This window comes from Mycobacterium avium subsp. avium (assembly GCF_009741445.1).
Lineage (GTDB): Bacteria > Actinomycetota > Actinomycetes > Mycobacteriales > Mycobacteriaceae > Mycobacterium > Mycobacterium avium.
Genome location: NZ_CP046507.1, coordinates 4,886,215 through 4,913,048 on the forward strand (window position 1 = coordinate 4,886,215; position 26,834 = coordinate 4,913,048).

Sequence of the window (26,834 nt, forward strand, 5' to 3'; positions counted from 1 at the left end):
CCATGTCGACGATCGACATTAGTGCCGGAACCATCCATTACGAAGCAACCGGACCCGCGGACGGCAGGCCCGTGGTGTTCGTGCACGGCTACCTGATGGGCGGCCAACTCTGGCGTCAGGTCGGCGACCGGCTCGCCGGCCGCGGGCTGCGCTGCATCGCCCCGACCTGGCCGATGGGCGCGCACCCGGAGCCGTTGCGCCGCGGCGCCGACCGGACCATCACCGGGGTGGCCGCCATGGTCGCCGAGCTGCTCTCCGCGCTGGACCTCGAGGACGTGGTGCTGGTCGGCAACGACACCGGCGGGGTGGTCAGCCAGCTGGTGGCCGTGCACCACCGCGAGCGGCTGGGCGCGCTGGTGCTCACGAGTTGCGATGCGTTCGAACACTTTCCACCCCCGGTCCTGCGGCCGGTGATCCTGGCCGCCAAGTCCAAGGCGACGTTCCGGGCGGTGGCCCAGGCCATGCGCGCACCCGCGGTGCGCAAGCGCGCGTTCGACGGCCTGGCGCACAGCAATATCGACGCGCTCACCGAGCTCTGGGTGCGCCCGGCGCTCTCGCTCCCCGCGGTCGCCGAGGACCTGCGCCGGTTCACCCTGTCGCTGCGCACCGAGGTGACCACGGCGGCGGCGGCGCGGCTGTACGACTTCGACAAGCCCACGCTGATCGCATGGTCGGCCGACGACGTGTTCTTCGCGCAGGAGGACGGCGCGCGGCTGGCCGCGACGATCCCGAACGCCCGCCACGAGGTCATCGCGGGGGCGCGGACCTTCTCGATGGTCGATCAGCCCGACCGGCTCGCCGATCTGTTGTCGACGGTCGCGGTGCGCACCTGAGGCGTTGCGGTTCACGCGCGTAACCCCACGGCGAAATCTCGTTGGGATTTTCGCCGTGGGGTTACGCTCGCGGGCGTGACAGACGAGCTGCGGGGCCGGCGGATCCTGGTGACCGGCGCCGCCACCGGTATCGGCGCGGCCGCCGTCAGCGTCCTCACCGACGCGGGCGCCGACGTCGTCGCGACCTATCACACGACGCCACCGCCGCCGGATCTGACGGCGCACTGGTTGCAGTGCGACGCGCGCGACGCCGACGCCGTCTCGGCCCTGGTCCACCGGGCCGCCGAGCACCTGGGTGGGCTCGACGTGCTGGTGCACGCCGCGGGGCTGTGGCAGCCGGGGATACCCGGCTGCATCGGCGCCGACGACATCTCGTTTCTGTTGGACACCAACGTCAAGTCGACCATCCTGACCAATCAAGCCGCCCACGCCGCCATGAAGGCCCAAGACCCCAAGGGCGGCCGGATCATCAACTTCGGCTCCTCGGAAGCCGTTATGGGCAGCCCGATTTCGGCCGTCTACGCCGCGACCAAGGGCGCGGTGCAGGCCTGGACCCGCTCGGCGGCCAAGGCCTGGGCCGCCGACCACGTCACCGTCAACGCCCTTGCCCCGGCGGTGCAGACGCCGGGCGCCGACCGGCTCCGCGCGTTCCTCGGCCCGGACGCCGCCGCGCTGATCGACCAGCAGATGCAGATGATGATCCCGCTGGGTGGCGCGCTGGGCGAGCCGGTCCGCGACCTCGGGCCGATGCTGGTGTTCCTGGCCGGGCCGGGGTCGGGCTTCATCACCGGACAACTGCTGGCCGTCGACGGCGGCCTGATGATGGTGGGCGCATAGCCCGCCCGCCCGCCGCCGCTCGGCCGCTACTATAAGACGGACCGTCTCGTCTCGCAGGGCAGGCATAGTGAAGGTGGGGCCGACCGATGGCTGAGGACACGATCCAGGCGCTGCTGCGCAAACGGTGGCCCGACCCCGGTGTCGCGGTGAAATACGGTGACACGCAATGGAGTTGGGCCCAGTATCTGCGGGGCACGGCGGCCCGGGCCGCGGCCCTGCTGGGCGCCGCCGACCCGGGACGGCCGATGCACGTCGGCACCCTGCTGGGCAACACCCCCGAGATGCTGAGCCAGATGGCGGCGGCCGGCCTCGGCGGCTACGTGCTGTGCGGGCTGAACACCACCCGGCGCGGCGAGGCGCTGGCCGCCGACGTTCGCCGCGCCGACTGCCAGTTCGTGGTGACCGACGCCGAGCACCGGCCGCTGCTGGACGGCTTGGACCTTGCCGGCACGCAGATCCTGGACACCTCGACGCCGGACTGGGCGGGGTTCGTCGACGCCGCCGGGGAGCTGACCCCGCATCGGGAGGTCGCCGCGATGGACCCGTTCATGATGATCTTCACCTCGGGCACCAGCGGAAACCCCAAGGCGGTGCAGGTATCCCATTTGATGGCGGTGTTCGCGGGGAGCAATCTGGTGCAGCGCTTCGGGCTCACCGAACACGACACCTGCTACGTGTCGATGCCGCTGTTTCACTCCAACGCGGTGGTCGCAGGATGGGCGCCCGCGGTGTGCTCGGGGGCCGCGATCGTGCCGGCGAAATTCTCGGCGCGCAACTTCCTCGACGACATCCGCCGCTACGGCGCCACCTACATGAACTACGTCGGCAAACCGCTGGCCTACGTGCTGGCCACCCCGGAGCGCGCCGATGATGCCGACAACCCGCTGCGGGTGGCGTTCGGCAACGAGGCCAACGACAAGGACATCGAGGAGTTCGGCCGCCGGTTCGGTGTGCAGGTCGAGGACGGCTTCGGGTCGACCGAGAACGCCGTCATCGTGATCCGCGAACCCGGCACGCCGAGGGGCTCGATCGGCCGGGGCATCGACGGGGTGGCGATCTACAACAGCGATACCGTCACCGAATGCCCTGTCGCCCGGTTCGACGCCGACGGCGCGCTGATCAACGCCGACGAAGCGGTGGGCGAGTTGGTGAACACCGCCGGTTCCGGTTTCTTCACCGGCTACTACAACGACCCCGACGCCAACGCCGAGCGCATGCGGCACGGCATGTACTGGTCCGGCGACCTGGCCTACCGCGACGCCGACGGCTGGATCTACCTGGCCGGCCGCACCGCGGACTGGATGCGGGTGGACGGCGAGAACCTCGCGGCCGCTCCCATCGAACGAATCCTGTTGCGGCACACCGCGATCAACCGTGTCGCGGTGTACGCCGTGCCGGACGGGCATGTCGGCGATCAGGTGATGGCCGCCGTCGTCCTCAACGACGGGGAAACCCTGACCCCGGCCGCGTTCGAGGTGTTCCTGGACGCACAGCCCGACCTGTCCCCCAAGGCCCGGCCGCGCTATGTCCGCATCGCCGCCGACCTGCCCAGCACCGCCACCCACAAAGTGCTGAAACGCCAACTGATCTCGCAGGGCACCGCGGTAGCCGCCGGCGAGGTGCTCTGGGAGCGCGAGCCGCGCGGCACCGCCTACACGGTGGTGGCTAGCCCGGACTGCGGGGTGCCCGGCGACGGATCTGCCCCTTCGACCGTCGCACCCGTTTGACCGGGTCGCGGCTGGTGCCGCCGGCGATCTCGTCGCGCAGCTGGGAGATGTTGGAGATCTCGGCGTACAGCCCGCGGATCGCGTAGTCCAGCACGGCGAAGGAGAACCGCTGCTCCGGGTCCTCGGTGATGCCGAGTTCCTGCGACCGCCGCCGCGACCACAGCGCCTCGTCGAGCCGGGCCCGGGTGGCGTCCAGATGCCGTTCCAGGGTGTCGACGATGCGTTCGGGATCCTCGCCGCGGGCCAGCCAGGTCTTGAGGATGACGGGGTGTTTGATCACCACCTGGTCCTGCCCCGGGAAATGCTGCACCCAGCGGCGCAGCGCGTCGCGCCCGGCGTCGGTGGTCTCGTACAAGGTGATGGCCCGCTTGCCGGATTGCGCGCCGGTCTGGGCGACCATGCCGCGGGCCAGCAGCCGGGTCAGTTCGCGGCGCACGTGGCTGACCGACGGCGACCAGTAGAAGTGGCCGACCGACAGTTCGGCGCGCGTCTTGATCTCGCCGGCGGTGAGTCGCTCGTCGTTGGCCGCCAGCACGCCGAGCACCAGGTAGGCGGTGACCGGCAGCCCGTTGCTGGTTCGGGGGCTCACGAACCGTCCGTCTCGGCGGTGAAGTACGGCAGCGTCACGTCGGCCGCGACGGTGTGGAACTGCACCCGCACCCGCAGCCCGACGCGCAGGTCGCCCGGCGGCACGCCGACGACGTTGGTGAGCATTTGGTAGCCCTCGTCCAGGGTGATGATGGCCGGCGCGTAGGGCGGGGTGAACTCCGCGGTCACCGGCCGATGAACCACGGTCCAGCTGTAGATCTCGCCGCGGCCGCCGCTCTGCTGCCAGCCGATGTCGTCCGAAAGGCACTGGCGGCAATGCTCGGTCGGCGGGAAGTTGGCCAGATCGCAAGCGCGGCACCGCTGATAGCGCAGCTGCCGTGACCGGCAGCCCTCCCAGAACGGCACGCTCAGCGGGCTGCTGGCGTGCGGCACCGGCCCGGTCTGGGGCCGCAACGGCTCGGCGGTCACCGCGGCTCGTCCCCCAGGATCAGCACGGTGGTGAACAGTGCACCGGCTCCCCCGTTGCTGCACAAGGCGATATGGGCGTCGGGGACCTGCAGCTCGCCGGCCTGGCCGCGCAGCTGTTGCACGGCCCGGATCGCCCGCTGCATCATCTGCGGATTGGAGCCCGCGTGGCTGAACGACATGGTTCCTCCGTCGGTGGTGACCGGGTGGCTGCCGTCGAGGGCGATGTGCCCGTCGGCGACGAACGGCCCGCCTTCGCCGTCCCCGCAGAACCCGAATGCCTCGAGCTGGCGGATGATTTCGAAGGAGAACGGGTCGTAGAGTTCGAGCACGTCGACGTCGTCGCGGCGCAGCCCGGCGTGGGCGAAGGCGCAGTCGGCGGCCCGCCGGCCCACCACGCCGTTCACGTCGCCGCCGCGCCGGCCCGCCAGGTCGTAGGCCGGCGGGTGCTGGTAGGACGGGCCGTGGAAGTCCGCGCCGCTGCCCAGCACGTAGATGGGTTGGCTTGCGGTGTCGACCTTTTCGAGGTTGGCCAGCACCAGCGCGCAGCCGCCCTCGGAGGTGGTCGCGCAGTCCAGCAGGTGGAACGGGTCGGCGATGGGCCGCGACGCGGTGATGTCGGCCGGCGTGAACGGGCCCCGTCGGTAGTAGACGGCCTCGGGGTTGCGTGACCCGTTGTTGCGGATGGTGGCCGCCACCGTCGAGAGTTGTTCGCGGGTGGTGCCGTAGACGTGCATGTGCCGGCGCGCGATGAGCGCGAACTCGGCGGTGGTGAACATGCCCCAGGGGGCGACGAATTCGTTCTCCGGCCGGGTCCACGGCGCGGTGGCCTCGTGGTCGCGGTATTCACCGGCCTGGGCCGCGACCAGCACCACCACCTCGGCCATGCCGTGTTCGATGGCGGTGGCCGCCTCGGTGATCATGCCGACCCCGAACCCGAGCCCCTGCCACGCCGGGCCCAGTCGCAGGTCGTAGATCAGCGCGGTGGACAGCGGGCCGGCGCTGATCCCGTCGACGTCGTCGAGGCACAGCCCGGCGTCGTCGAGGGCGCCCCGAATGGCCTTGAGCGCCAGGCTGCGTGAGGTTTCCCCGTCCAGGCGCCGGCCTTGCCGGGTGTTGTGCACGCCGACGATCGCCGCGGTGCGCTTCGCCGGTTTAGTTTTCATCCGCCACCACTCCGAGATAGGTGCCAACGACGTCGAATCGTGTTCCGTCGCGGTCGATTTCGCCGATCAGTGTGCAGCGGGAATCCGCTCGAGGCGCGCCCTTGGCCAGGACGTCGATCCGCACGTCCACCGGTCGGGCCGTCTGCGGGTCGGTGATCTCGACGACCATCGCCACCGCCCGCTCATCGGGGTCCCACTCGACGCCGGTGATGCGGTGCCGGGCGGTCAGCTCGATCACCACCGAGTCCCGGCGCACCAGGAAGCGCACCGCTGCGCACAGCTCGCCGGCGCGGGGCGGCACGCGCAGGCTGACCGCCATGTCACAGGCCCGCCGGCCGGTCGCTGATGGTTCCCGACGCCCGCAGCTCGGTCAGGTCGGCGTCGCTGTGCCCCAGCAGCTCGGTGAGCACCTCGGCGGTGTGCTCGCCGTAGCGCGGCGGCACCCGGCGCAGCCAGCGCCGCGGTTTGCCGAGGAACGCGAAAGGCATTCCGGTACACAGGAAGGAGCCGGCGACGGGATGATCGACGGTCTCCCAGAAGCCGCGGGCGTGCAGCTGCGGGTCGGCCAGCAGCGCCGCGGCCGGTGTGACGGGCGCGGCGGCCACCCCGGCGGCGCGCAGCGCGTCCACCGCGTCGGCCACCGTACGGCCCGCGGCCCAGTCCGAGATGAGCTTGTCGACGTCGTCGGCGTGCTCGTCCCAGCCGGTGTCGCCCGGCTCCGCGCGGCCCAGCAGCCGGGCCAGCGACGCGCGGGCGGTGTCGTCCAGCGCCGCCAGCGCCACCCACGCGTCGTCACCGCGGCACCGGTACACGCCCTGCGGGCTGGCGCCTGGTCCTCGGTTTCCATTGCGGCGCAGCGCGATTCCGTTGCGCGAGTATTCGACCAGCATCTCGGCCGCCACGTTCAGCGCCGCCTCCACCATGGTCGCTTCCACCTGCATGCCGGTGCCCTCGCGGTCGCGGACGGTCAGCGCGGCCACTGCCGCGAAAGCGGCGTGCAGGCCGGCGATCGGGTCGCAGACGCCGCGCGGAATCACCGGCGGGCCGTCGGGGTGTCCGGTCATCCAGGCCATACCCGTCGCCTGCTCCATGGTCTGGGCGAATCCGACCCGATCGCGCCACGGGCCGTCCAGGCCGAAGGCGGGCATCCGGATCATGACGGCGCGCGGGTTGGCCGCGCGCACCGCGTCCCATTCCAGGCCGAAGTTCGCCATCACCCGGGGCGAGAAGTTCTCGACGACGAGATCGCTTGCGGCAATGAGCCCTAGCGCGATGCTCCGTCCCGCCTCGGTGCCCAGGTCGACGCTGATGCCCCGCTTGTTGTTGTTGCTGCACAGGAAGACCGGGCCCCACTCCCACCACTGGTCCCAGTCGGGCGGGCGGCCCGCGGAGAACCGCATGCCGTCCGGCCGGCGCACTCCCTCGATCTTGATCACGTCGGCGCCCAGGGCGCCCAGCAGTTGGGTGGCGACCGGGCCGGCCCAGAAGGCCGTCAGGTCGGTGACCCGGATGCCGGACAGCGGAAGGGTGCCGGCGTCCTCGCCGCGGGCCGGCTCGGGCCGGGGCGGCCAGTGCACCCGCCCGTTGTCGGCGCCCAACGCCGGCGGCTCCGACGGCGGCCGGGTGGTGATGGCGTCGCTGCGGTAGGGCACCCGCGGCGCCAGCACACCGGCCGGGGACTCGACGAACACGCCGCGTTGCACGAAGTGGTCCAGCTTGGGCAGTGTCTCGGGAGTGGCGATGGGCGCCACCGGGATTCGGAACGCCACCGCCAGGTCGACGATCTCCTGGGTGGTGCGGGTGCGGGTCCACCCGGTGACCATGTCCAGGAATTCGTCGCGGCGCGCGACACGGCCGGCGAAGGATGCCAGCTCGGCGTCGTCGACGAGGTCGGCGCGGTCGATCATCACCAGAAAATCCTGGAACTGCTGGGCGGTGATGGTGCAGAAGCCGACCATGCCGTCGGCGGTGGGGACGATCGAGGGCAGCTCCAAACTGCGTTCGTGCAGCAGCGAATCGGCCCCCAGCACGCTCGCCGACATGGCGGACAGACCGCCCATGGCGATCACCATGGCCTCGTAAGTCGAGACGTCGATCACCTCGCCGCGGCCGGTGCGGGCCGCATGCCGGGCGGTCGCCGCCGCGGCGGCCGCGGCGAACGTGCCCGCCAGCCATTCGCCCAGCCGGCCGCCGGCCTGCACCGGCTCGTCGCCCGGCCAGCCCCGCCCGGCGATCGACCCGCACAGCGCCTGCAGAATGAACTCGTTGGCCACCACCTGCTGGTCGACGTAGGGGCCGGTGGTGCCGAACGGGGTGATTGCCACCACCACCGCCGAAGGCCCGGTGCGCCCGGTGATTTCGTCCAGCGTCCAGCCGTCGGTGAGGTCGGTGAGCACCAGGTCGGCGCCGGCCAGCAGCGCCGCGACCTCGGCCCGGCCGCGGCCGACCACCGACCTCTTGCCGGCAGCCAGATAGCCGAACAGCGCCCCGGGCGGCCCGCCCGCCGACCAGCGGCGCATCGAATCCCCTTGGGGGGACTCCACTTTCACCACGTCGGCGCCGGCGTCGGCGAACATCTTGCCGCAGTAGGAGACCGCCAGGCCGTTGCTGAACTCCAGCACGCGCCAGTGCGCGAACGGCGCCGGGCCCACCCTCAGTTGCCCAATGTGGTGGCGCGGCCGGCGATCCCGGCCGCCTCGACCGTCACCGGCGCCTGGGCTGACGCCTGGGCCTGCAGGGCGAATTGCGTCATCCTCGTCCACGCGTCGCGGTCGCGCTGGCTGGCCCGGTGCCCGACGTGGGTGACCACGTCGACGTCGGTCGCCTGGGCGCGCAGGTGACCGGCCCGGGCCTGCTCCTTCGGGATGTGCCGAAACGGGTCGAATGAGTAGGCGGCCATGGCGTTTTCGTGGGTGATCTTGTTGATCACCGCGTCGTCGAGGTGGCCCATGGTGTCGATGACGTCCTCCGGCGCGAACGGCCAGTTGCTGTCGGAGTGCGGGAAGTCGGACTCCCAGCACAGCATGTCCTCGTTGAACCAATCCATGTTGCGCACACCGACTTTGTCGCTGATGAAGCAGGTGTAGAAGTGTCGTTTGAACACGTCGGTGGGGCCGCTGTAGCCGGGCGGGAAGGTGGCCAGCGTCCAGCCCGAATGGCGGTTGTAGACGTGCTCGGCCCGCCACAGGAAGTACGGTATCCAGCCGACGTCGCCCTCGGTGAGGGAGAATTTCAGTTCCGGGAAGTCCGCCCAGAACTGCGCCCAGATCAGCTCGGTGAAGGTGAACATGCTCATCATCGACGAGGCGGTCATCTGCACGCTGGGCGGGGCGTCGGTCGACACCTGCGGGGACCGCGACGCCGAGCCCACGTGGGTGCACAGCACCGTCTTGTTCTCGCAGACCGCCTCGAACAACGGGTACCAATACCGGGTGTGAATGCTGGGCATCTGCAACGCTTCCGGGTTCTCCGAGAACGTCACCGCATGACATCCCTTGGCGGCCAAGCGGTTAACCTCCTTGGCGGCCTCGGCCACGTCGAACAGCGGCAGGATGCCGCACGGGATGAACCGGCCCGGGTACGCGGCACACCACTCGTCGATGTGCCAGTCGTTGTAGGCCTTGATCATCACCAGGTTGACCTCGCGGTCCGGGCCCTGGTTGAGCACCTGGCCGGAGAACCCGGTGAAGTTGGGGAAGTTCAGGCCCGCCAGCTGGCCGCCGGCGTTCATGTCGCGGACCCGCTCGTCGACGTTGAAGCAGCCCGGCCGCATCTCGTCGTAGCGGCTGGCGTCGATGTTGTACATCTCGCGCGGCTTGCCCGCCACGGCGTTCAGGCCCATGTTGCGTCCGCGGATGTCGCCGTAGTACCACTGCTGGATGCCGTCGGGCTCGACGACCACCCGCGGCGCGCGGTCCTTGTACTTGGCGGGGACGTGGGCGTCGAACATGTCGGCCGGCTCGGCGATGTGGTCGTCCACGCTGATCAGGATCAGATCGTCCTTGTTCATGCCGTGCTCCTCGGTCACCGACTAGCGACTAGTAGACAATGGCGCCGCTCGCAGTGTCAACGGCGGCCGTCGCGTCACGCCGCCCAACTCGCCGCCGTATCACCCGGCAGTGCCGGCGATTTCCGCCGGAACGGCGGCGCGCCCGCGGGTCGGCCGGGAGCGCGCAGGCCCGTCGTCTTTGGGACTATTAGTCCCTATGCTGGCGGGGCGGTCGCGGCAGGCCGCGCCGCGCGGGCGCGCGGGCATGCCACCATGAGGCATGACCGGGCCGCAAGGTAACGGAAATTCGAGCAGCAACAAGGCGGCGCGTCCGACCACCGCCGACGTGGCCCGGCTGGCCGGCGTGTCGACCGCCACCGTCAGTTACGTGCTGAACAACGCGCGGGGCCGCCGCATCTCGCCCGACACCCGCGACGCGGTGTACCGGGCCGCCAAACTGCTCGGCTACCGGCCCAACCTCGCCGCCCGCAACCTCGCGCGCGGCAAGAGCGGCGTGGTGCTCTACGTGGTCCCGCACGTGGCCGTGGGCGAGATGCCGATGCAGGCCGGCAGTCGCATGACCACCGCCCTGGCCCGCGAGGGTCTGCTGCAGGTGCAGGTTTTCGAGACCGACGACGACCAGCACGTGGTCGACGCCATCGCCAACCTGGACCCCGTCGCGGTCACCAGCCTGTTCCCCCTGAGCGCCGCGGCCCGCCGGGCGGTGACCGAAGCCGGCATCCCGCACATCGAGATCGGCACCCTGCCCGCGCTCAACGACCCGCACCTGTCGGTCGGCGAGATGCGGATTGCGCACCTCGTCGAGCGAGGGCATCGACGAATCGCGTTCGCCTACACCGGGATTGCCCGCTGGCGGGCGTTGGGCGACTACTGGTTCGAAGGCGTATCGCGGGCGGCGCGGTTGCGCGGCCTGCCGCCGGTGCGCGCCGACGAGGTCACCCTGGACACCGCCGCGTCGGTGGTCAGCGCCTGGGTGCGCGACGGGGTGACCGCCGTGTGCGCCCAAAGCGACGAGATCGCCTGCCTCGTCCTGTACGGCATCCATCAGGCGGGGCTGCGCTGCCCGGGCGACCTGGCGGTGATGGGCGTCGACGCCAGCCCGATGGGCATGGTCAGCACGCCGCCGTTGACCACCGTGCAATTCGATCCCTGCGCGGTGGCCGACGCGGCGCTGGCGGCGGTCTTCGAGCGGCTGGGGCATGCCGCCCCGCCCTCGCCCGAGCTGACCGACATCGCGCGTCTGGTGGTGCGATCGTCGACCTGAAGCTCAGTCCGCGGGCTGGTAGCGCAGCAGCGTGACGTCGTGCTCGGGGTAGTCGCAAAACACCGGCTGCACCCGCATCCCGACCCGCAGCTGGGCCGGGTCAACGTTCACCATTTCGGTGGAAAACCTTGGGCCCTCGTCCCATTCGACGATGGCCAGCAGCTGCGGCACCGCGTCGGCGAAGTGCGGGCTGACCGGCCGGTGGGCCACCGTGTAGGAGTACAGCGTCCCCATCCCGGAGATCTCCCGCCATTCCAGGTCGTCGGCCAGGGTGCGGGGCGCGCGCACCCGCGGGTAGAACACGTAGGACTGCAGCGACGGCGAGTACTGGATGACGATGCGATGCTGCGCCAGCGCATCCCAAAACGGCGCGGTGGTGGGCGTTTTGACGGGCATCGGCCGCTCGAAGGTGGTCATTGCGATCAGTCTCCCTCGAGGATGAGTGTGGTCTGCTCGGACAGGATCCCCCCGTTGCCGGACACGAAGGCCCGGTTGCAGTCGGGGACCTGCGCCGCGCCGGCGCGGCCCATGATCTGGCGGGTGGCGTCGCAGACGTGGTGCATGCCGCCGGCCAAACCCGCTTGGCCGAAACCCAATTGGCCGCCGGCGGTGTTGAGTGGAAAGTCGCCGCGGAAGGTGAGGTCATGGTCGGCGACGAACTCCATGCCCCTGCCCTTCTCGCAGAAGCCGGCGTCTTCCAGCGACAGCAGCACCGTGATGGTGTAGCAGTCGTAGATCGACACCACGTCCATCTGGGCACGGCTCAGGCCGGTCATGGCGAACGCGGTGTCGGCGGCCGCGGCGATCGGGGTGCGCAGCAGGTCCTCGGCGTAGGTCGGGGTCTTGAACGGCACGTGTTCGCCGAATCCCTTGACCCACACCGGGCGATGATGCGCCCGCTTGGCCAGGTCCGCGTTGGCGACCACGACGGCGGCCCCGCCGACACAGGGCATGACGATCTCGAGCATGTGTAGCGGGTCGGCGATGACCGGGCTGGCCAGCACGTCCTCGACGGTCAGCGGCGTGTCCCGCCAGATCGCCCCGTCGGTGTGGTTGGCATTGACCCGCTGGTCGACGACGATCTTGGCCATCGCCCGCTCGTCGTAGCCGTAGACCGCGGCGTAGCGCTGGGCCACCTGGCCGTACGGGCCGTTCTGGCCGAGGTTGCCGTACGGGATCTCGAATTCGGCTTGTGGAGAACCGTATTGGTTGCTCGACGAGCCGAAGAACATCGCGTCGACCATCGGCCGGGGTTTCTTCTTCGACGACGGCGTGATGTAGCGGGCGGGCAGTGCGCACAGCACGGCGTCGCAGATGCCGAGCTCGATCGCGGCGGCCGCGCGCCACACCATGGCCGCGGCGCTGGCCCCGCCCAGGTCGACGTGCTCGGCGAATCGTGCGCCCACGCCCAGGTATTCGGCGATGGTGGAGGGCACGAAGATCTCGGACTCGGCCAGGTGCGAGGCGACGATCCCGTTGACCACCTCGCCGGGCAGCCCGGCGTCCTGCAGTGCCGCCGCGCCCAGCTCGGCCCACTGCTCCAGCACGAACGGCGCCGGCGAGGCCTTGCTGAGCCGCTCCGGCGGCAGCTCCACATATCCGACGATCGCGGCTTCCCCGCGTAATCCCATGTGCGCAACCTACTTTCGGGGTAGTCCGAGGATCATCTGCGCGATGATGTTGAGCTGGATCTCGCGGGTGCCCCCGCCGATCAGTTCGGCGGGCAGATGCAGATACGGCTCGACGACGGCGGGGTCGGAGTCGGCGGCCATCGCCAGTCGCCCGGTCAGCTGCAGCGTGGCCTCGAATGTCCGTCGCAGCAGCACATTCATCGCCACCTTGGCGATGCTGGACGCCGGCCCGGACGCCTGGCCGTCGAGCAGCCGGATGGTCTCGCGCACTCCCAGCGCCTTGATCGCGTTGGTGTAGGCGTCCAGCCTGCCGAGCTCGCGCAGCGCGTCGTCGCGGTCCGGCCCCGGTTGGGCCGCCAGCCGGCGCAGTGCGGCCGCGCGGTCGAACTTGACGTAACCGCTGATGGCCGAGCGTTCTTCGGCCATGGTGGCGATTGCGAGGTTCCAGCCCCCGGTCGGTTCGCCCAGCAGCATGTCGTCGGGCACGAAGACGTCGGTGAGGAACACCTCGTTGAAATGCGCGTCACCGGTGGCGGTTTTGATCGGCTGGACCTCGATCCCGGCGGAGCGCATGTCGACGACGAAATAGCCGATGCCGCGGTGCTTGCCGGCCTGCGGGTCGGTGCGTGCCAGCAGGGCGCCGTAGTCGGCTCGGTGGGCGGCCGACGTCCAGATCTTGTGGCCGTTGATGGTCCAGCCGCCGTCGACCTTGGTGGCCCGGGTGGACAGCGCGGCCAGGTCCGAGCCGGCGCCGGGTTCGCTGAACAGCTGGCACCACGCGATCTCGCCGCGCAGCGTCGGCGGTATCAGCTTCTCCTGCAGGTCTTTCGGCGCGGCGCGGATCACCGAGGGCAGGATCCATTCGGCGATGCCCAGCGATGGCCGAACCAGCGCGGGCCGCTTGGCGAACTCGTCGTCGATGATGAGCTGGCGCAGCGGGCCGGCGTCCAGACCCCAGGGCTTGGGCCAGTGCGGCGCGATCAGGCCGGCATCGGAGATCAGCGTGCGCTGCGGCCCCGTCTCGAATTCCGGGTAGTCACCCTGGCGGCCGGGCTGGTCATTGCGCAATTCCAATGCGGCATCGAGGGTTTCGGCTACCTTGGCGCGAAACTCCGATTCCGCGTCGCCCAGGTTGACCGCCATGTCGCGCTGCCGGGTGCAGGTCAGCTCGCCGAGCCGGCGGGTCCAGCGGTTGGCCGGCCCGATCGAGGCGGCCAGGCTGATGGCGCGCCGCCAGTACAGATGCAGGTCGTGTTCCCAGGTGAAGCCGATGGCGCCGAACATCGTCAACGCGTCGAGCACCAGGTCCGGGGCGGGCGAGATCGCCATCACCGCCGCGCCGGCGGCGGCCATGCGGTGCTGGTCGAGCGATTCGTCACCGGCGCGGACCGCGTCCCAGGCCGCCGCGGTGGCCAGCTCGCTGCTGACCAACAGCATCGCCGCGTTGTGCTGCAGGGCCTGGAAGGTTCCGATCACCTTGCCGAACTGCTCGCGGATCCGCAGGTGGGCGGTGACGGCCTGCACGCACCACTGGATCACCCCGGCGGTCGTGGCGGCGACCAGCCCGAGGACCACGCAGCGGGCGCGCTCGGGGTCGATGCCGGTGAGCACCTCGGAGTCCAGGACGCGGTGGTTGTCCAGCCGCAGCACCCCGGCGTCGGCGACGAGGTCGGTCCCGGAAATGGGTTCGACTGTGGCCGTGGGCTTTTCGGTGTCCACCGCCGCCCACACCAGCTCGCCGTCCCGGGTCCGCGCGCCGACCAGGACGATGCGCGCCGCGCACACCCCCGCGGTGACCTCCGAGGCGCCGCTGAGCAGCCAGTGCCCGTCGCCGGGCCCGGCATGCAGGTCACCGTCGCCGGGCAGCACGACGGCCGCGGGGATGCCGGCGGCGAGGTCGCGCAGCACCGACCGCGCGGCCGGTGCCGGGTCGGCCAGCAGCGCGACCGCGCCTGCGGCCACCGTCGGCAGCAGCGGACCGGGCAACAGCGACTTGCCCGCCGACTCCAGCACGCAGGCGGCGTCCATCAGCCGGCCGCCCTGACCGCCCAGCTCCTCGGGCAGGTGCACGGCGTGAAAACCATTGGTGACCAAGCGGTCCCACCATCGCGGCAGCCGGCCCGCGGCGAGCTCGGCGAAGCTGTCCCGGGTGGCGGCGATGGGGGCGTTGCGGGCGGCGAACTGCCCGACGGCGTCGCCGAGCTCCTGCTGCTCCGGACTCAACCCCAGGGTCATGAGGACGGCCGCATTGTCACTGGCGATGGCCGCACCGACCGATTCCTCTCGACTCCGCTGGCGGCGACCCGCCGCACCTTTCGCAAGACGGACCGTCTCGTCTTGTGGCAGACTACCGGGGCGGGTCAGGATATGTAAAGCGCGCCCGATCCCCGGCGAGCGGGCGCCGACTGCGGATCCGCAGAAGCGAGGACCACCAGATGCCAACCGATCCCAACGGGCCCGCCGCGCCGCGAAGACGCAGCGAGAGGTCGCGCACCGCGATCGTCACCGCGACCCGGGAACTGCTGCTGGAGCGGGGGTTCGACGGGCTGACCATCGAGGCGGTCGCCGCCCGCGCCGGGGTGGGCAAGCAGACCATCTACCGCTGGTGGCCCACCCGTCCCGCCCTGGTCGCCGACGTGATGCTGGAAGACGCCGACAGGCTGCTCGCATCCGTCGAGCACAGCGGCGATCTGGCCGCCGACCTGGTCGGCTGGGTGGGCAAGCTGGTCACCAGCCTCACGACGCCGCGCGGTTCGGCCATGCTGCGCACCCTGACCGTGGCGTGCATGGAGCACGAGGACACCGCGGTCAAACTGCGCGCCGGGTTCAGCGCGCCGCTGCACGACAGCGTGCGGGCCCGATTGCTGGCCGAGGGCGTGGACGCGGCCACCGCCGAATCGGCCGCGGACGCCATCGTCGGTGGTGTGGTGTATCCGATTCTGTCCGGCGCGCAACGCTATTCGCGCCGCCGGGCGGAACACACCACCCGCCTCATCGTGGCCGCCCTGACCGCAGGCTGACGCCCGGACGGCCTTGGCGGCGCGGCGGATTCGCCGATCCGGCGTGCGCCGCAACCGAATGGTCCTAGCATGAGGCGGTGGTCCACACCCCCGGTTCGCCCGATCAGGCCGCTCCCAAGGCGCGCGACGCGTGGCAATTCTTCCAGCGGATGCTCGCCGACGTCACCGCGATCGTGACCGAGGACGCCGAGACCGAACGGGAACTGGCCGAGGGGCTGCGCGTGGTGGCGCGGGTGTCGTCACTGTGTGCGCAGATGACGGTCGAGGCCGACCCGGAGCGGCCGTCGTTCTTCGATATGTGTTCGGACAACCGGATGGTCGGCGGCCCCAACCCGGACGGCAACTACTACCTGGCGATGATCCGCGGGGACCGCCGCTACCGGATCACCGGCACCCGGGGAACCAGCGCGTACCTGGGTTTTCAGATCCTGGCCGGCACCGGGCTCACCCCGCGGCGGATGGCCGGTTATCTCAGCGACGCCGACTTGGCCTCGGAAGCAGGGGAATTCGCGCTGCTGCTGTCGGCCGACGAGCCGTCGGATCCGGCCGGCGCCCAGTGGGTGAAGATCCCGCCGGATGCGTCGTCGGTGGTGGTCCGGGAATACATCGGCGATCGGGCCGCCGAGCAGTTGGCCACCCTGCGCATCGAGGCGCTGGACCCCGGCCCGCTGACGCCGCTCACCGACGAGCAGCTCGCCGACCAGTTCACCGCGATGGCATGGTCGTTGATGAAGCTCGCGACGCTGCACCGCACCATCAAACCCGAACTGCTGCAATCCCCCAACACGTTGCTGACCGCCCAGGCCGCCGACCTGGGCGAGGCCGACACCACCCCGGACAACCTGTACATGATGGGCACCTTCCGGCTCGATCCCGGCCAGGCCCTGGTGCTCGACATCGCGCCGCCCGACACCCGGTATTGGAACGTCACGCTGGAAAGCATCTGGCACGAATGCCTGGAGCCGCGCCGCCGGCACAGCTCGGTGACGAACCGCGGCGTGCGGCCGGACGCGGACGGACGGGTGCGCATCGCGATCTCCGCGCGGGACTTCGGCTTTGGCCATTGGCTGGACACCGGCGGCCGGCATCGCGGCTTCGTCGTGCTGCGCTGGCTGGACAACCCGAGCCCGCCCGAGGTCGCGGTGTCGGTGCGCGAAGCGCGGGAGCGACCATGAGCCTGCAGGACCGGTTCGCCCCGGAACGGCTGATCGCCGCCGCCTGCGAGCAGGCCGGCAGCGACGACTTCGGCGCCGAGGGCTGGCGGCCCGGGCTGCACCGCCTCACCGACGGGCTGATCAACGACGCGCGGCTGTCCGACATCGGCGTCGAGATCGCTCACCTGGACATCATGCGTGCGCTGAAGAACCGGCTCAACGTAATCGCTTGGCGCAAAGCACATCCCGAGGTGGCCGAGCAGAAGATCAGCGCCCCGATCTTCATCGTCGGCCAGCCGCGCACCGGGACGACGATCCTCTACGACCTGCTCGCCCAGGATCCCGCGCTGCGCGCGCCGCTCACCTGGGAGGTCGACGAGCCCTGTCCGGTGCCGCGGCCCGAGACCTATCACGACGATCCGCGCATCGCCCGGACACAGGCCGGCATCGACCTGTCCGAGCAGATCATGCCCGGGTTCCTGGCCTTTCACCCGATGGGCGCGCTGGTCGGGCAGGAGTGTGTGCGCATCACCGCGGCCGAGTTCGTCAGCATGATCTTCTCGGTGCAGTACCGGCTGCCGAACTACTACCGCTGGCTGCTGTACGAGGCGGACCACGCGGGCGCCTACCGCTTCCACCGAATTTTCCTGCAGCACTTGCAGTCCGGCGTGCCCGGGCAGTGGTTGCTGAAATCCCCGGCGCACCTGTGGCAGCTGGATGCGCTGCTGGCCGAGTACCCGGACGCGCTGATCGTGCAGACCCACCGCGATCCGCTCAACGTCATCTCCTCCATCGCGGCGCTGACCCATCACCTGCGCGGGATGTGTAGCGACGAGTCCAGCATCACCGAGTGCGCGGCGCAGTCCTACGAGGAGATCGTCGTGGGCCTGGACCGCGAGATGGCGCTGCGCGACCGGGGCGCCGTGCCGCCCGGCCGCGTGATCGACGTGCAGTACGCCGATTTCATGAAGGACCCGTGGACCACGATCAAAGACATCTATGAGCGGCTGGACCGCGAGCTGCGGCCCGATGCCGAGCAGAGAATGCGCGAGTTCCTCGCGTCGCATCCCTCCGACGGTGGGCGCAGCCGCTACACCTGGTCGGACACCGGGCTGGACGCCGGTGCGGTGCGTGAGCGGGTGCGCGCCTATCAGGACCGCTACGGGGTACCCACCGAGGCGTTGCGCTGAGGCGACGGGAGCTGCGGTGGACGACGATTGCCTGAAACTCACCACCTACCTGGCCGAGCGGAGGCGGGCCGGGAACCGCTTCGTCTCCGACGTCCTGCTGGACCTGTACGCCCGCCACCGGGTGGAGTGCGCGGTGCTGCTCCGCGGCATCGGCGGGTTCGGCAGCGGACACCGGCTGCGCAGCGACGAGTCCCTCACCCTGTCGGAGGATCCCCCGGTAGCCATCGTCGCGACCGACACCAGGGCCAAGATCGAGGCGCTGCTCGATGAGGTGCTGGCCGTCAAACAACGCGGCCTGGTCACCTTGGAGCGGGCCCGGCTGCTGCACGCCGACGTCGGCGCGGCGCGCCCGCCCGAGGGTGACGCCGCCAAGTTGACCGTCTACCTCGGCCGCAAGCAGCGCGTCAACGGGGCGCCGGCCTCCATCGGGGTCTGCGATCTGCTGCACCGACGCGGCCTGGCCGGCGCCACGGTGCTGCTGGGCGTCGACGGTGTCGTGCACGGAGAACGCCGCCGCGCCAGCTTCTTCGGCCGCAACGTCGACGTGCCGATGATGATCGTGGTGGTCGGATCCGGCGCGCACATCGGGCGGGTGCTGCCCGAGATCGCCGCGCTGCTGCGCCGGCCGCTGTTCACGCTGGAACGGGTCCGAGTATGCAAGCGCGACGGCCGATTGCTGGAGCCGCCGCACGCCCTGCCCGGCGTCGACGAGCGCGGGCTGCCGCTGTTCCAGCAGCTGACCGTGTACACCTCCGAATCCGCGCGGCACGGCGGCGTGCCGATTCACCGCGCGATCGTGGCGCGGCTGCGTCAGGCGACGGCGGCCGACGGCGCCACCGTGCTGCGCGGCGTCTGGGCTTTTCACGGCGACCACCCGCCGCACGGGGACGGGTTGTTCGCGCTGACCCGACGGGTGCCCGTGGTCACCATCGTCGTCGACACGCCGGCCCACATCGCCGAATCCTTCGCCGTCATCGACGAATTGACCGGCGCCGAGGGCCTGGTCACCAGCGAGATGGTGCCCGCGCTGGTGTCCGACGACGGCGGGCCCGGCGCCGGGCGGATGGCCCGGCACCGCTACTAACTCAGCCGGCGACCGAGGCGTCGTAAATCGACTGGATCGCCTTGTCCAGCGTCGCGTTGAACTGCTCGTCGGACTGGTCGACCGTGAGGCCCTCGGTGAGCGCCCGGCTGAAGCTGGCGATCAGGCCGGCGTTCTTGGCCAGCAGCTCATTGGCCTCCTCGCGGGAGTAGCCACCCGAGAGCGCCACCACCCGCATCACCTTGGGGTGTTCGATCAGCGGGCGGTAGAAGTTGGCCTCGGTGGGCAGGCTCAGCTTGAGCATCACCCGCTGCCCGTCGGGCACCGAGTCGAGTTGCTTGGTGATCTCGTCGCGCAGGATGCCCTCGGCCTTGGGCTTGTCGGCGATCGAGATGGTGACCTCGGGTTCGATGATCGGCACCAGCCCGTGGGAGAGCACCTGGTGGGCGAGCTCGAACTGCTGGGCGACCACCGCGGCGATGCCCGCCGGGTTGGCGCCGCCGATCACCGACCGTTCCTTGGTGCCGAACACGCCCTTGCTCACGGCCCGCTGCAGCAGCTCGTCGAGCCCGGGGATCGGCTTCATCAGCTGCACGTCGTCGGACGCTTCGGCCAGACCCTTGTCGATCTTGAGGATGGGCACCACGCCCTTGGTCTCCCACAGGTAGGTGGTCGACGGCTTGCCCTCGATGTCGCGGTCCATGGTCTGCTCGAACAGGATCGCCGCCAGCACCCGGTCGCCGGTGAACGCCGGCGAGGTGATGATCCGCGACCGCATCTGGTGGATGAGGTCGAACATCTCCTTCTCGGAGGAGTACGCGCTGTCTTCGATGCCGTACAGGCGCAGCGCCTTGGGCGTCGAGCCGCCGCTCTGGTCGAGCGCGGCGATGAACCCTTTGCCCGATGTCATCCGCTCCGCTTGCTGTTGGTTCGACATTGAACTCTCCCACTTCCTCATGGCCCTCACGGGCACACCGCACATGGTCCGCGCCGGCGCGGCGCACCCGGCCTCCGACTTTTGAGATGCCCGCGCGCGCTCGAGCTTGGATCGTGCCGATCATATTCGCCGCATCCCGGACGAGCGTGCGGGAGGGTACCGCCGCCGCGGGTCCGGTAAACGTCGGCGCCGGCGGCCGGCGGACCCGGCATCGGGCGACGGCGCCCGCAAACCGTCCGGCATTTTGGGCGTGCTACGCCGCGTGTCCTACCATTGACTAAACGCGTGTTAGCTGGATCTGCACTCGCAGCGCAGATCGACGGGGTGCGTCTCCCCCGCAGGCGAGCGAGTTCCCGTGGGGTTGAATCAACAGCCCCCGGATATGGCAGTGGCTGTTTTCGATAGCTAGCGGTGTCCCCCGCAGGGACCGAATGTGAGTGATGGACCATGGGCGAACAACCCGGCGATCTCGCCGACCCCACCCCCTTCGAGGTGGGCAAACACCAGGTAGATCAGGCGGTCGTGCTCACCGTCTCCGGCGAGGTGGACATGCTCAGCTCGCCGATGCTGGCCGAGGCCATTCAGACCGCCCTGGCCGCCAAACCGGCCGCGCTGATCGTCGACCTGTCCAAGGTCGGGTTTCTGGCGTCGGCCGGGATGACCGTGCTGGTGACCACGCAGGCCGAGCTGCAGCCACCGACGAAGTTCGCGGTGGTGGCCGACGGCTCGGCCACCAGCCGGCCGATCAAACTGATGGGAATCGACAGCGTGCTCTCGCTCTACCCGAGCCTGAACGACGCGCTGAGCGCCCTGTCCGGTGCGTGAGCCGCGCCGGGGCTGATCGATGACCGGTCCCGGTTCGCGCGGACGCGAATGCCTGATCACTGGGCGCGGGCCAGCACCTGCTGGATGCGTTCCTGCCGCGGCAGCACCGGGCCGTCGTCGAGGGGTTCGTCGATGCCCAGCTCGGCGAGTCCGGCCTTGGTCAGCAGCCCGGTGCCGTAGGCGGCCAGCACCAGCTTCTGGTCGTCGCTGTGGCCGTCCTCGACGAGCATCGCCCCGATGAGGCAGATGACCGCCATCTTGTAGGCGTTGAAGGCCCGATACCAGGGCCGGTTGACCGGCTCGATGCCGCTGGCCGACTGGTAGTGCGCCAGCAGGGCGTCGATGGGCAGCGCCGCGGGATGGCTGTTGATCCCGACCGGCTGCATCCACAGCATCTCCAGCCAGCCGATGTCGGTGAGCGGGTCGCCGACGGTGGTCATCTCCCAATCGAAGACCGCGCTGACCTCGCCGCCGGTGAAGGCGAAGTTGCCCGGTTTGGCGTCGCCGTGCACCAGCGTGATGCGCGGGCACGGCGCAGGCTTACCGGAAAGCAGCGCCCGGTGCAACCGCTCCAGGGCGGGCAGCGGCCCGCGTTTGACCCGGTTCATCTCGGCGGCCCAGTGGCCGAGTTCGCGATCCAGGTGGCCGGCGCCGTCGTCGAGGGTGGCCAGTCCGGTCCGGGTGAGGTCGACGGCGTGGATCGCGGCCAGCTGTTCGGCCAGGCTCTCGCACATCCGGGCCACGGTGTCATCGGACGCATCGGCGGGCGGCTGCATCTCGTAGACCTCGCCGGCGACCCGTTCCATCACGAAGAACGGCCGGCCGAGCACGTCTCCGGTGGGTTCCAGCCACAACGCCCGCGGCGCCCGGACGTCGGTGTCGGCCAGGGCGCGCAGGATGCCGAACTGCCGCGCCAGGTCGTAGGGCTCCAGCAGCGCCGGCGGGCTGGGCCGCAGCCGCAACACCACGTCGCGCCGCTCGTCGCGGCCGCGCCGGGTCGCGATGACGCTCATCGTCATCATCTCGGCCGAGTGCCCGAAGCTGACCCGGTCGATGCCCTCGACCCGCACGTCGTCGGCGTCCGGCAGCCGGCCGCGCAGCCAGCCGGTCAGCCGTCGTTCCCGCTCGGCGCCCAGCGTCACCGGTCGGCCCCGTCGCCGTCGGCCGGCAGACGGTCCACCGGCGTCTTGTCCTGGGTGAACGCGGACATGTCCATGGCCCTCCAATTGGGGTAGCGACGATAGCCCTGCCCGCCGAGCAGCAATTCGAAGATGCCCCAACCGGTGTGGCCGTCGCGTTCGAACCGCATCAGCTGGTCGAGCGCCATCGATTTGTCCTCGGTCTCGCTCAGCTGCTCGGGATCGCTGCTGTCCCAAGCGAAATGGATGAAGTAGGAGCCGCCGCCCAGGTCTTCGTAGTGGCAGTGCGCCATCGGCAGCCCGTAGTAGGCGTTGACCTGCGGATGGGGCGCCTCGGCGACCACCCGGTGCGCCCGGCCGTCTTCGTCGGTGAACACGAGCACCGCGCGCGCGGGCCGCTTGCGCTCGCCGTCGAATTCCACCTCGTGCTCGATCTTGACGAACCGTTTGGACGGCGTCCCGTCGGCATAGGTGATGCCGCCGTCGGCGTAAAGGACTGTGCCGTCGCAGGATTCGATGACCCACGCTTCGATGGCGTGGTCGCCGAATCCGGCGTCCAGCCACAACCAGAAGTCGATCCGGTCGGAGACCCGCACCCCGAAGGTGCGGTCCCGGCCGCCGTGGAAGCCGTCGACGCTGACGCGCTGGCCGTCGATGCGCACCCAGCCGCTCCAGCGCCCCGGTTCTTTCATGTGGTACATGTCGGCCAGCAGCCGGCCGTCCGGGCCGGACACCTTCATCGGCAACAGCTCCCACATCGGGGCGGTGGGTTCGTAGTAGAGCTCCCATTCGATGCCGGAGTTGTTGGGCCCGACGTCGAGTCGCCACTTCTTCAGCGGCTCGACGCAGGTCCAGCGCATCGGCCCGGCGCGCAGCTCACCCCTGTCGTCGCCGGTGACCGGCCGCCCGGACAGCAGGTCCCAGTGCCGGCCGTCGGCGAGGCTGACCTTGACGTAGCCCAGCCCGCTGGCGGTGTTGGGGTTGTTGCCGTAGCCGCTGGCCAACAGCATGGTGCCGTCCGGTGCCGCGGCAAAGAAATAACAGCGATCCGACCAGGTCGGGTCGGCGTCGTGCACCTGGTCGAAGGTGGTCGGAAGCTGGTGGGTGAACGACTCGTCGGCGGCGGAATACCCCATCAATCGGCCTTTCTGGCTAGCAATACGGTTGCGCGGCAAGGTATTTCGTCAACAGGTCCGGCCCTGTCCACGCTGCTGCGGATCCGATAGTCAAGCCGCACAACGCATCCCGTAACATCGCCGCCATGGAACCGAGCCGGCGGTGGGGCGACGACCGCGCGATCCTCGACGACGAGGAGGCCCGCAGACGGATCCTGGAGGCCGCCGGCCGCTGCATCGTGCGGCGCGGCAACACCCAGTTCCGGATGGGCGAGGTCGCCGACGAGGCGGGCGTGTCACGGTCGACGGTCTACCGCTACTTCCCCGGACGCGACGACGTGCTGCTGGGCCTGATGCTGCGCCGAGTGGACCACGCCCTCGCGGAGTCGGTGCGCTCGCTGCCCGCCCCCGAGGACCCCGTTCGCTCGGTGCCGCAGATGGTGCTGGCGCGGGTGGAATCGGTGGACGGCAACCCGCTGAACGAAGCGTTGTTCGCCGCCGAGAGCACGGCGATGGCCAGCGCGCTGCAGAAGGGCTCCGAACCACTGGTCGAGCTGCTGTTGCGGCATTACGGCCCGCTGCTGGAGCGCTGGAAGGCGGCGGGGCTGCTCTACCCGGACGTCGATTTCCGGTCCGTCGTGCAGTGGTTGCACACCGCGACGTTGTTCCTGCTGGCGCCCTCCTGGCGATATCGGCCGCACGCCGACAAGCGCCGGTTCGTCGAGCAGTTCGTGGTGCGGGCCTTGGTGCCACAGATCAGACAATAATCGTATATTGTCTGATGTCCAGACGTTCGAGTGGTTTTCCTCCCGGACGCCGGTGTTCAGCACGCAGCACCGCAACCGGTCGGCGAACCAGGATGGTTGGACATGAAAAACCCTGTGGGACAAGCTTTCTCATTCCTGGGCCTGGCGGCTCACCTGGGTCGCGGCGCGGGCCGGGTGTCCGTCGACGCGGTGCTGGGCGGCCGGTTCGGCCTGCCGCGCACGGTCGACGAGATCGACCCGGCGGTGCTGTCCCGGGTGATGGGCACCACGGTGCGGACGGTGCGGGTGCTCAGCCGCGACGCCGGGACGTCCTCGCGGGCCCGGCTGGTGCTGACCGGCAAGGACGTCCCCGACTCGGTGTTCGTCAAGGTCGCGGCCCAGACCGCCGCCACCCGCCTGATGGGTGAGCTCGGCCGGCTCGGCTGCACCGAGGTGCGGTTCTACCGCCAGCTGGCGCCGCAGGTGGTCGGCGTCCCCTACTGCTACGGCGCCGCGTTCGACGCCTGGACGGGCCGCTACCTGCTGGTGCTGGAGGATCTGCCGGCCGAGGCGTGCGAGTTCCCGGACACCTTGCACCCGCTGTCCGCCGACCAGGCCGGCCTCGTCGTCGAGCTGCTGGCCGACCTGCACGCCACCTTCTGGAACCGGCTGCCCCGCGACGGCCGCGGCCCGTTGGGCTGGCTCTACACGCCGTCGGGCGACGTCACCTCGCTGCTGACCGGGTCGCTGATGCACAGCTCGATCAAGCGGCTGGCCGAGCGCACCAGCATCCCGGTGCGCGACGGCGTCTTCATCGCCGACAACTACCGCGCCGTCGCCGCCCTCATCGACACCGACCCGCACACCGTGATGCACGGCGACGCCCATCCGGGCAACATGTACTTCCACGGCGGCAAGGCCGGGCTGCTGGACTGGCAGGCGGTGCGGCGCGGGCATCCGTCCCGGGAGCTGGCCTACACGCTGATCACCAGCCTGACGCCGGAGGATCGCCGGGCCACCCAGCGCGACCTGCTCGACGACTACCGCCGCGCGTTGGCCGCGGCCGGCGGCCCGCAGCTGGACCGCGACGAGCTGTGGCTGCGGTTTCGCCAGGCGGCGCTGTACGCCTACGCCGCCCCGCTGATCACCGCCGGCATGGGCGGCATGCAGGTCGAGGACATCGCCATGGAAGGGCTGCGGCGAGGCGTCGCCGCGCTCGAGGACCTGGAAACCGTCGCCGCCCTGAAGAGTTCGCTCTAGCTCTGGCGGCCCCGCCCGGCGGCACCGAAATTCCGCCGAAGCTCTTGCCTTCGCCGCGCCACGAGTTACGCTACCTACCGTAGCGAAATATGGCGCGTGCGGCGCCCAGCCCTCCGAGACAGCCCGCGGCGGCGAAGAGGAGTCTCATGTTCGACCTGAAAATCACCGGCGGAACCGTCGTCGACGGGACGGGCGCGCAACGCTATCGCGCCGACGTCGGCATCAGGGACGGCAAGATCGTCGACGTCGTCCGCGCCGACGGCTCCGAGGCCGGCGGCCTGGCGACGGCCGAGGCCGCCGAAACCATCGATGCCACAGGGAAAATCGTGGCTCCCGGCTTCGTCGACATCCACACCCACTACGACGGCCAGGTGAGCTGGGACAGCCTGCTCGAGCCGTCCAGCGGTCACGGCGTCACCACCGTGGTCACCGGCAACTGCGGGGTCGGCTTCGCCCCGGTGCGGCCGGGCACCGAGCAGTGGCTGATCGAGCTGATGGAGGGTGTCGAGGACATTCCCGGCACCGCGTTGACCGAGGGCATCACCTGGGGGTGGGAGACCTACCCCGAATACCTCGACGCGATCGGCAAGCAGAAGTTCGCCATCGACGTCGGCAGCCAGGTCGCGCACGGCGCCATCCGGGCCTACGCGATGGGCGAGCGCGGCGCCCGCAACGAGCCGGCCACCCCCGACGACATCGAGGCGATGGGCCGGCTGGTCCGCGAGGCGATCGAGGCCGGCGCGCTCGGCTTCTCCACGTCGCGCACGATGGGCCACCGCGCGATGGACGGCGAGCCCGTGCCCGGCACGTTCGCCGCCGAGGAGGAGCTGTTCGGTCTGGGCCGCGCCATGGCGGCCGGCGGTCAGGCGGTGTTCGAGCTGGCCCCGCAGGGGGCCGCGGGCGAGGACATCATCGGGCCCAAGAAGGAGCTGGACTGGATGCGCCGGCTCAGCGGCGAGATCGACCGGCCGGTGTCGTTCGCGCTGATCCAGGTGGACGCCGACCCGAACCTGTGGCGCGAGATGCTGGACCTGTCCGCCGATGCGCACGCGGCCGGCGCCCGCCTGTACCCGCAGATCGCGGCGCGCCCGTTCGGCATGATGATCGGCTTCCAGGGCCATCACGGCTTCAGCCACCGGCCCACCTACCGCCGGCTGGCCGCCGAGTGCAGCCGCGAGGAGCTCGCGCAACGCCTGGCCGACCCCGCGGTCAAGGCCGCGATCCTCGGCGAGGACGACCTGCCCGTCGACCCGACCCTGCTGTTCGACGGGATGTTCGCGCTGGTGCAGCACTCGCTGCACCGCCTCTATGCGCTGGGCGACCCGCCCGACTACGAGCCCACCCCGGACCGCACCGTCGCGGCCATCGCCGAGGCGCGCGGCGAGGACCCGCTGGCGACCCTGTACGACCTGATGCTCGAGGCCGACGCGACCAACATGCTGATGCTGCCGCTGTTCAACTACGCCGACGGCAACTGCGACGCCATCCGCGAGATGCTCCTGCATCCCGCCGGGGTGCTGGGGCTCTCCGACGGCGGCGCGCACTGCGGCATGATCTGCGACGCCTCCTATCCCACCTTCCTGCTCACCCACTGGGCGCGCGACCGCAGCCGCGGCGACAAGCTGGCGTTGGAGTACGTGATCCGCAAGCAGTCCCGCGACACCGCCCACCTGTTCGGGCTCACCGACCGCGGCACGATCGAGCCCGGCAAGAAGGCCGACATCAACGTGATCGACATGGACGCGCTGCGCCTGCACCCCGCGGCGATGGCCTTCGACCTGCCGGCCGGCGGCAACCGGATCCTGCAGGGCGCCAGCGGTTATGCGGCGACCATCGTCAGCGGGACCGTGACCCGCCGCAACGACGTCGACACCGGGGCCCGGCCCGGCCGCCTGGTCCGCGGGGCGCGCTGAGGGGCGCCGCGG

General features: G+C 70.4%; 24 protein-coding genes. 12 read left to right on the forward strand and 12 right to left on the reverse strand.

What is annotated here, in order from left to right; all coding sequences use genetic code 11:
* The first annotated feature begins 2 nt into the window (after positions 1-2).
* From MAA44156_RS22880 to fadD1, 3 genes are all read left to right on the forward strand, one after another.
* On the forward strand, positions 3-833 hold the full coding sequence (locus tag MAA44156_RS22880; protein ID WP_009979918.1) for an alpha/beta fold hydrolase: 831 nt from the start codon (positions 3-5) through the stop codon (positions 831-833).
* 75 nt (positions 834-908) lie between these two features.
* Positions 909-1,670, forward strand: a complete 762-nt coding sequence (locus MAA44156_RS22885; protein ID WP_009979919.1) for an SDR family NAD(P)-dependent oxidoreductase — start codon at positions 909-911, stop codon at positions 1,668-1,670.
* A gap of 86 nt (positions 1,671-1,756) precedes the next feature.
* Positions 1,757-3,397, forward strand: coding sequence for a fatty-acid--CoA ligase FadD1 (fadD1, locus tag MAA44156_RS22890; RefSeq protein ID WP_009979920.1), 1,641 nt, complete (start codon positions 1,757-1,759; stop codon positions 3,395-3,397).
* Here fadD1 and MAA44156_RS22895 read toward each other — a convergent pair.
* From MAA44156_RS22895 to MAA44156_RS22920, 6 genes are read right to left on the reverse strand one after another with little or no spacing between them, the layout of a single operon-like run.
* A complete protein-coding gene (locus MAA44156_RS22895) occupies positions 3,336-3,986 on the reverse strand; it encodes a PadR family transcriptional regulator (protein WP_009979921.1) in 651 nt (216 codons plus the stop codon). The genes fadD1 and MAA44156_RS22895 overlap by 62 nt on opposite strands.
* On the reverse strand, positions 3,983-4,414 hold the full coding sequence (locus MAA44156_RS22900) for a Zn-ribbon domain-containing OB-fold protein (protein WP_009979923.1): 432 nt from the start codon (positions 4,412-4,414) through the stop codon (positions 3,983-3,985). The genes MAA44156_RS22895 and MAA44156_RS22900 overlap by 4 nt, the downstream gene beginning before the upstream one ends.
* A complete protein-coding gene (locus tag MAA44156_RS22905) occupies positions 4,411-5,577 on the reverse strand; it encodes a thiolase family protein (RefSeq protein WP_023880684.1) in 1,167 nt (388 codons plus the stop codon). Before MAA44156_RS22905 ends, MAA44156_RS22900 begins: the two co-directional genes overlap by 4 nt.
* A complete protein-coding gene (locus tag MAA44156_RS22910; protein ID WP_009979925.1) occupies positions 5,567-5,896 on the reverse strand; it encodes a hypothetical protein in 330 nt (109 codons plus the stop codon). The genes MAA44156_RS22905 and MAA44156_RS22910 overlap by 11 nt, the downstream gene beginning before the upstream one ends.
* Position 5,897: 1 nt before the next feature.
* Positions 5,898-8,228: a CaiB/BaiF CoA-transferase family protein gene (locus MAA44156_RS22915; RefSeq protein WP_065370910.1), complete on the reverse strand. Its 2,331-nt coding sequence runs from the start codon at positions 8,226-8,228 to the stop codon at positions 5,898-5,900.
* 2 nt (positions 8,229-8,230) lie between these two features.
* Complete coding sequence (locus MAA44156_RS22920; RefSeq protein ID WP_031351906.1) at positions 8,231-9,586, reverse strand: amidohydrolase family protein; 1,356 nt, start codon at positions 9,584-9,586, stop codon at positions 8,231-8,233.
* A gap of 259 nt (positions 9,587-9,845) precedes the next feature.
* Here MAA44156_RS22920 and MAA44156_RS22925 point away from each other — a divergent pair, with 259 nt between their 5' ends.
* Positions 9,846-10,850, forward strand: coding sequence for a LacI family DNA-binding transcriptional regulator (locus MAA44156_RS22925; protein WP_009979931.1), 1,005 nt, complete (start codon positions 9,846-9,848; stop codon positions 10,848-10,850).
* A 3-nt stretch (positions 10,851-10,853) separates the two neighbouring features.
* Here the strand turns inward: MAA44156_RS22925 and MAA44156_RS22930 are convergent, their stop codons facing one another.
* The 3 genes from MAA44156_RS22930 to MAA44156_RS22940 are packed head-to-tail and all read right to left on the reverse strand — an operon-like array spanning position 10,854 to position 14,716.
* Entirely contained in the window at positions 10,854-11,267 is a 414-nt protein-coding gene (locus tag MAA44156_RS22930; protein WP_009979933.1) for a Zn-ribbon domain-containing OB-fold protein, read from the reverse strand.
* A gap of 5 nt (positions 11,268-11,272) precedes the next feature.
* Positions 11,273-12,481 carry a thiolase family protein gene (locus MAA44156_RS22935; protein ID WP_009979935.1) on the reverse strand — a complete coding sequence of 403 codons (1,209 nt, stop codon included), beginning with the start codon at positions 12,479-12,481 and terminating at the stop codon, positions 11,273-11,275.
* Between the two features lie 9 nt (positions 12,482-12,490).
* Complete coding sequence (locus MAA44156_RS22940; protein WP_009979937.1) at positions 12,491-14,716, reverse strand: acyl-CoA dehydrogenase family protein; 2,226 nt, start codon at positions 14,714-14,716, stop codon at positions 12,491-12,493.
* A 200-nt stretch (positions 14,717-14,916) separates the two neighbouring features.
* Here MAA44156_RS22940 and MAA44156_RS22945 point away from each other — a divergent pair, with 200 nt between their 5' ends.
* The 4 genes from MAA44156_RS22945 (at position 14,917) to MAA44156_RS22960 (ending at position 18,929) form a co-directional block, all read left to right on the forward strand.
* Positions 14,917-15,501 carry a TetR/AcrR family transcriptional regulator gene (locus tag MAA44156_RS22945; RefSeq protein WP_009979938.1) on the forward strand — a complete coding sequence of 195 codons (585 nt, stop codon included), beginning with the start codon at positions 14,917-14,919 and terminating at the stop codon, positions 15,499-15,501.
* Between the two features lie 77 nt (positions 15,502-15,578).
* Positions 15,579-16,676, forward strand: coding sequence for a DUF1214 domain-containing protein (locus MAA44156_RS22950; protein ID WP_009979939.1), 1,098 nt, complete (start codon positions 15,579-15,581; stop codon positions 16,674-16,676).
* Positions 16,673-17,845, forward strand: a complete 1,173-nt coding sequence (locus tag MAA44156_RS22955; RefSeq protein ID WP_009979940.1) for a sulfotransferase family protein — start codon at positions 16,673-16,675, stop codon at positions 17,843-17,845. The genes MAA44156_RS22950 and MAA44156_RS22955 overlap by 4 nt, the downstream gene beginning before the upstream one ends.
* A 16-nt stretch (positions 17,846-17,861) precedes the next feature.
* Positions 17,862-18,929 carry a DUF190 domain-containing protein gene (locus MAA44156_RS22960; RefSeq protein ID WP_009979941.1) on the forward strand — a complete coding sequence of 356 codons (1,068 nt, stop codon included), beginning with the start codon at positions 17,862-17,864 and terminating at the stop codon, positions 18,927-18,929.
* Between the two features lies 1 nt (position 18,930).
* Here MAA44156_RS22960 and MAA44156_RS22965 read toward each other — a convergent pair whose 3' ends face one another.
* On the reverse strand, positions 18,931-19,824 hold the full coding sequence (locus MAA44156_RS22965) for a fructose bisphosphate aldolase (protein WP_009979942.1): 894 nt from the start codon (positions 19,822-19,824) through the stop codon (positions 18,931-18,933).
* Between the two features lie 447 nt (positions 19,825-20,271).
* Between MAA44156_RS22965 and MAA44156_RS22970 the strand changes: the two genes are divergently transcribed.
* Positions 20,272-20,649, forward strand: coding sequence for an STAS domain-containing protein (locus MAA44156_RS22970; RefSeq protein WP_003874328.1), 378 nt, complete (start codon positions 20,272-20,274; stop codon positions 20,647-20,649).
* Between the two features lie 56 nt (positions 20,650-20,705).
* Here the strand turns inward: MAA44156_RS22970 and MAA44156_RS22975 are convergent, their stop codons facing one another.
* Complete coding sequence (locus tag MAA44156_RS22975; protein ID WP_009979944.1) at positions 20,706-21,791, reverse strand: phosphotransferase family protein; 1,086 nt, start codon at positions 21,789-21,791, stop codon at positions 20,706-20,708.
* A complete protein-coding gene (locus MAA44156_RS22980) occupies positions 21,788-22,924 on the reverse strand; it encodes an Rv3169 family protein (RefSeq protein WP_009979946.1) in 1,137 nt (378 codons plus the stop codon). Before MAA44156_RS22980 ends, MAA44156_RS22975 begins: the two co-directional genes overlap by 4 nt.
* A 125-nt stretch (positions 22,925-23,049) precedes the next feature.
* On the opposite strand from MAA44156_RS22980, the gene MAA44156_RS22985 reads away from it, so the two are divergent.
* From MAA44156_RS22985 to MAA44156_RS22995, 3 genes are all read left to right on the forward strand, one after another.
* Positions 23,050-23,670, forward strand: coding sequence for a TetR/AcrR family transcriptional regulator (locus MAA44156_RS22985; RefSeq protein ID WP_009979947.1), 621 nt, complete (start codon positions 23,050-23,052; stop codon positions 23,668-23,670).
* A gap of 102 nt (positions 23,671-23,772) precedes the next feature.
* Positions 23,773-24,909 carry a phosphotransferase gene (locus tag MAA44156_RS22990; protein WP_023880690.1) on the forward strand — a complete coding sequence of 379 codons (1,137 nt, stop codon included), beginning with the start codon at positions 23,773-23,775 and terminating at the stop codon, positions 24,907-24,909.
* Between the two features lie 146 nt (positions 24,910-25,055).
* The gene (locus MAA44156_RS22995) at positions 25,056-26,822 is read left to right on the forward strand and encodes an N-acyl-D-amino-acid deacylase family protein (protein WP_009979949.1); all 1,767 of its coding nucleotides are present in this window, start codon (positions 25,056-25,058) and stop codon (positions 26,820-26,822) included.
* The last annotated feature ends 12 nt before the right edge of the window (positions 26,823-26,834 follow it).

Excerpts from the sequence above, each read along its gene's own strand:
- MAA44156_RS22880 (WP_009979918.1), top strand. The coding sequence starts at position 3 with ATGTCGACGATCGACATTAGTGCCGGAACCATCCATTACGAAGCAACC.
- fadD1 (WP_009979920.1), top strand. The coding sequence starts at position 1,757 with ATGGCTGAGGACACGATCCAGGCGCTGCTGCGCAAACGGTGGCCCGAC.
- MAA44156_RS22905 (WP_023880684.1), bottom strand. The coding sequence starts at position 5,577 with ATGAAAACTAAACCGGCGAAGCGCACCGCGGCGATCGTCGGCGTGCAC.
- MAA44156_RS22910 (WP_009979925.1), bottom strand. The coding sequence starts at position 5,896 with ATGGCGGTCAGCCTGCGCGTGCCGCCCCGCGCCGGCGAGCTGTGCGCA.
- MAA44156_RS22920 (WP_031351906.1), bottom strand. The coding sequence starts at position 9,586 with ATGAACAAGGACGATCTGATCCTGATCAGCGTGGACGACCACATCGCC.
- MAA44156_RS22925 (WP_009979931.1), top strand. The coding sequence starts at position 9,846 with ATGACCGGGCCGCAAGGTAACGGAAATTCGAGCAGCAACAAGGCGGCG.
- MAA44156_RS22930 (WP_009979933.1), bottom strand. The coding sequence starts at position 11,267 with ATGACCACCTTCGAGCGGCCGATGCCCGTCAAAACGCCCACCACCGCG.
- MAA44156_RS22935 (WP_009979935.1), bottom strand. The coding sequence starts at position 12,481 with ATGGGATTACGCGGGGAAGCCGCGATCGTCGGATATGTGGAGCTGCCG.
- MAA44156_RS22940 (WP_009979937.1), bottom strand. The coding sequence starts at position 14,716 with ATGACCCTGGGGTTGAGTCCGGAGCAGCAGGAGCTCGGCGACGCCGTC.
- MAA44156_RS22945 (WP_009979938.1), top strand. The coding sequence starts at position 14,917 with ATGCCAACCGATCCCAACGGGCCCGCCGCGCCGCGAAGACGCAGCGAG.
- MAA44156_RS22955 (WP_009979940.1), top strand. The coding sequence starts at position 16,673 with ATGAGCCTGCAGGACCGGTTCGCCCCGGAACGGCTGATCGCCGCCGCC.
- MAA44156_RS22965 (WP_009979942.1), bottom strand. The coding sequence starts at position 19,824 with ATGTCGAACCAACAGCAAGCGGAGCGGATGACATCGGGCAAAGGGTTC.
- MAA44156_RS22970 (WP_003874328.1), top strand. The coding sequence starts at position 20,272 with ATGGGCGAACAACCCGGCGATCTCGCCGACCCCACCCCCTTCGAGGTG.
- MAA44156_RS22980 (WP_009979946.1), bottom strand. The coding sequence starts at position 22,924 with ATGGGGTATTCCGCCGCCGACGAGTCGTTCACCCACCAGCTTCCGACC.
- MAA44156_RS22985 (WP_009979947.1), top strand. The coding sequence starts at position 23,050 with ATGGAACCGAGCCGGCGGTGGGGCGACGACCGCGCGATCCTCGACGAC.
- MAA44156_RS22990 (WP_023880690.1), top strand. The coding sequence starts at position 23,773 with ATGAAAAACCCTGTGGGACAAGCTTTCTCATTCCTGGGCCTGGCGGCT.
- MAA44156_RS22995 (WP_009979949.1), top strand. The coding sequence starts at position 25,056 with ATGTTCGACCTGAAAATCACCGGCGGAACCGTCGTCGACGGGACGGGC.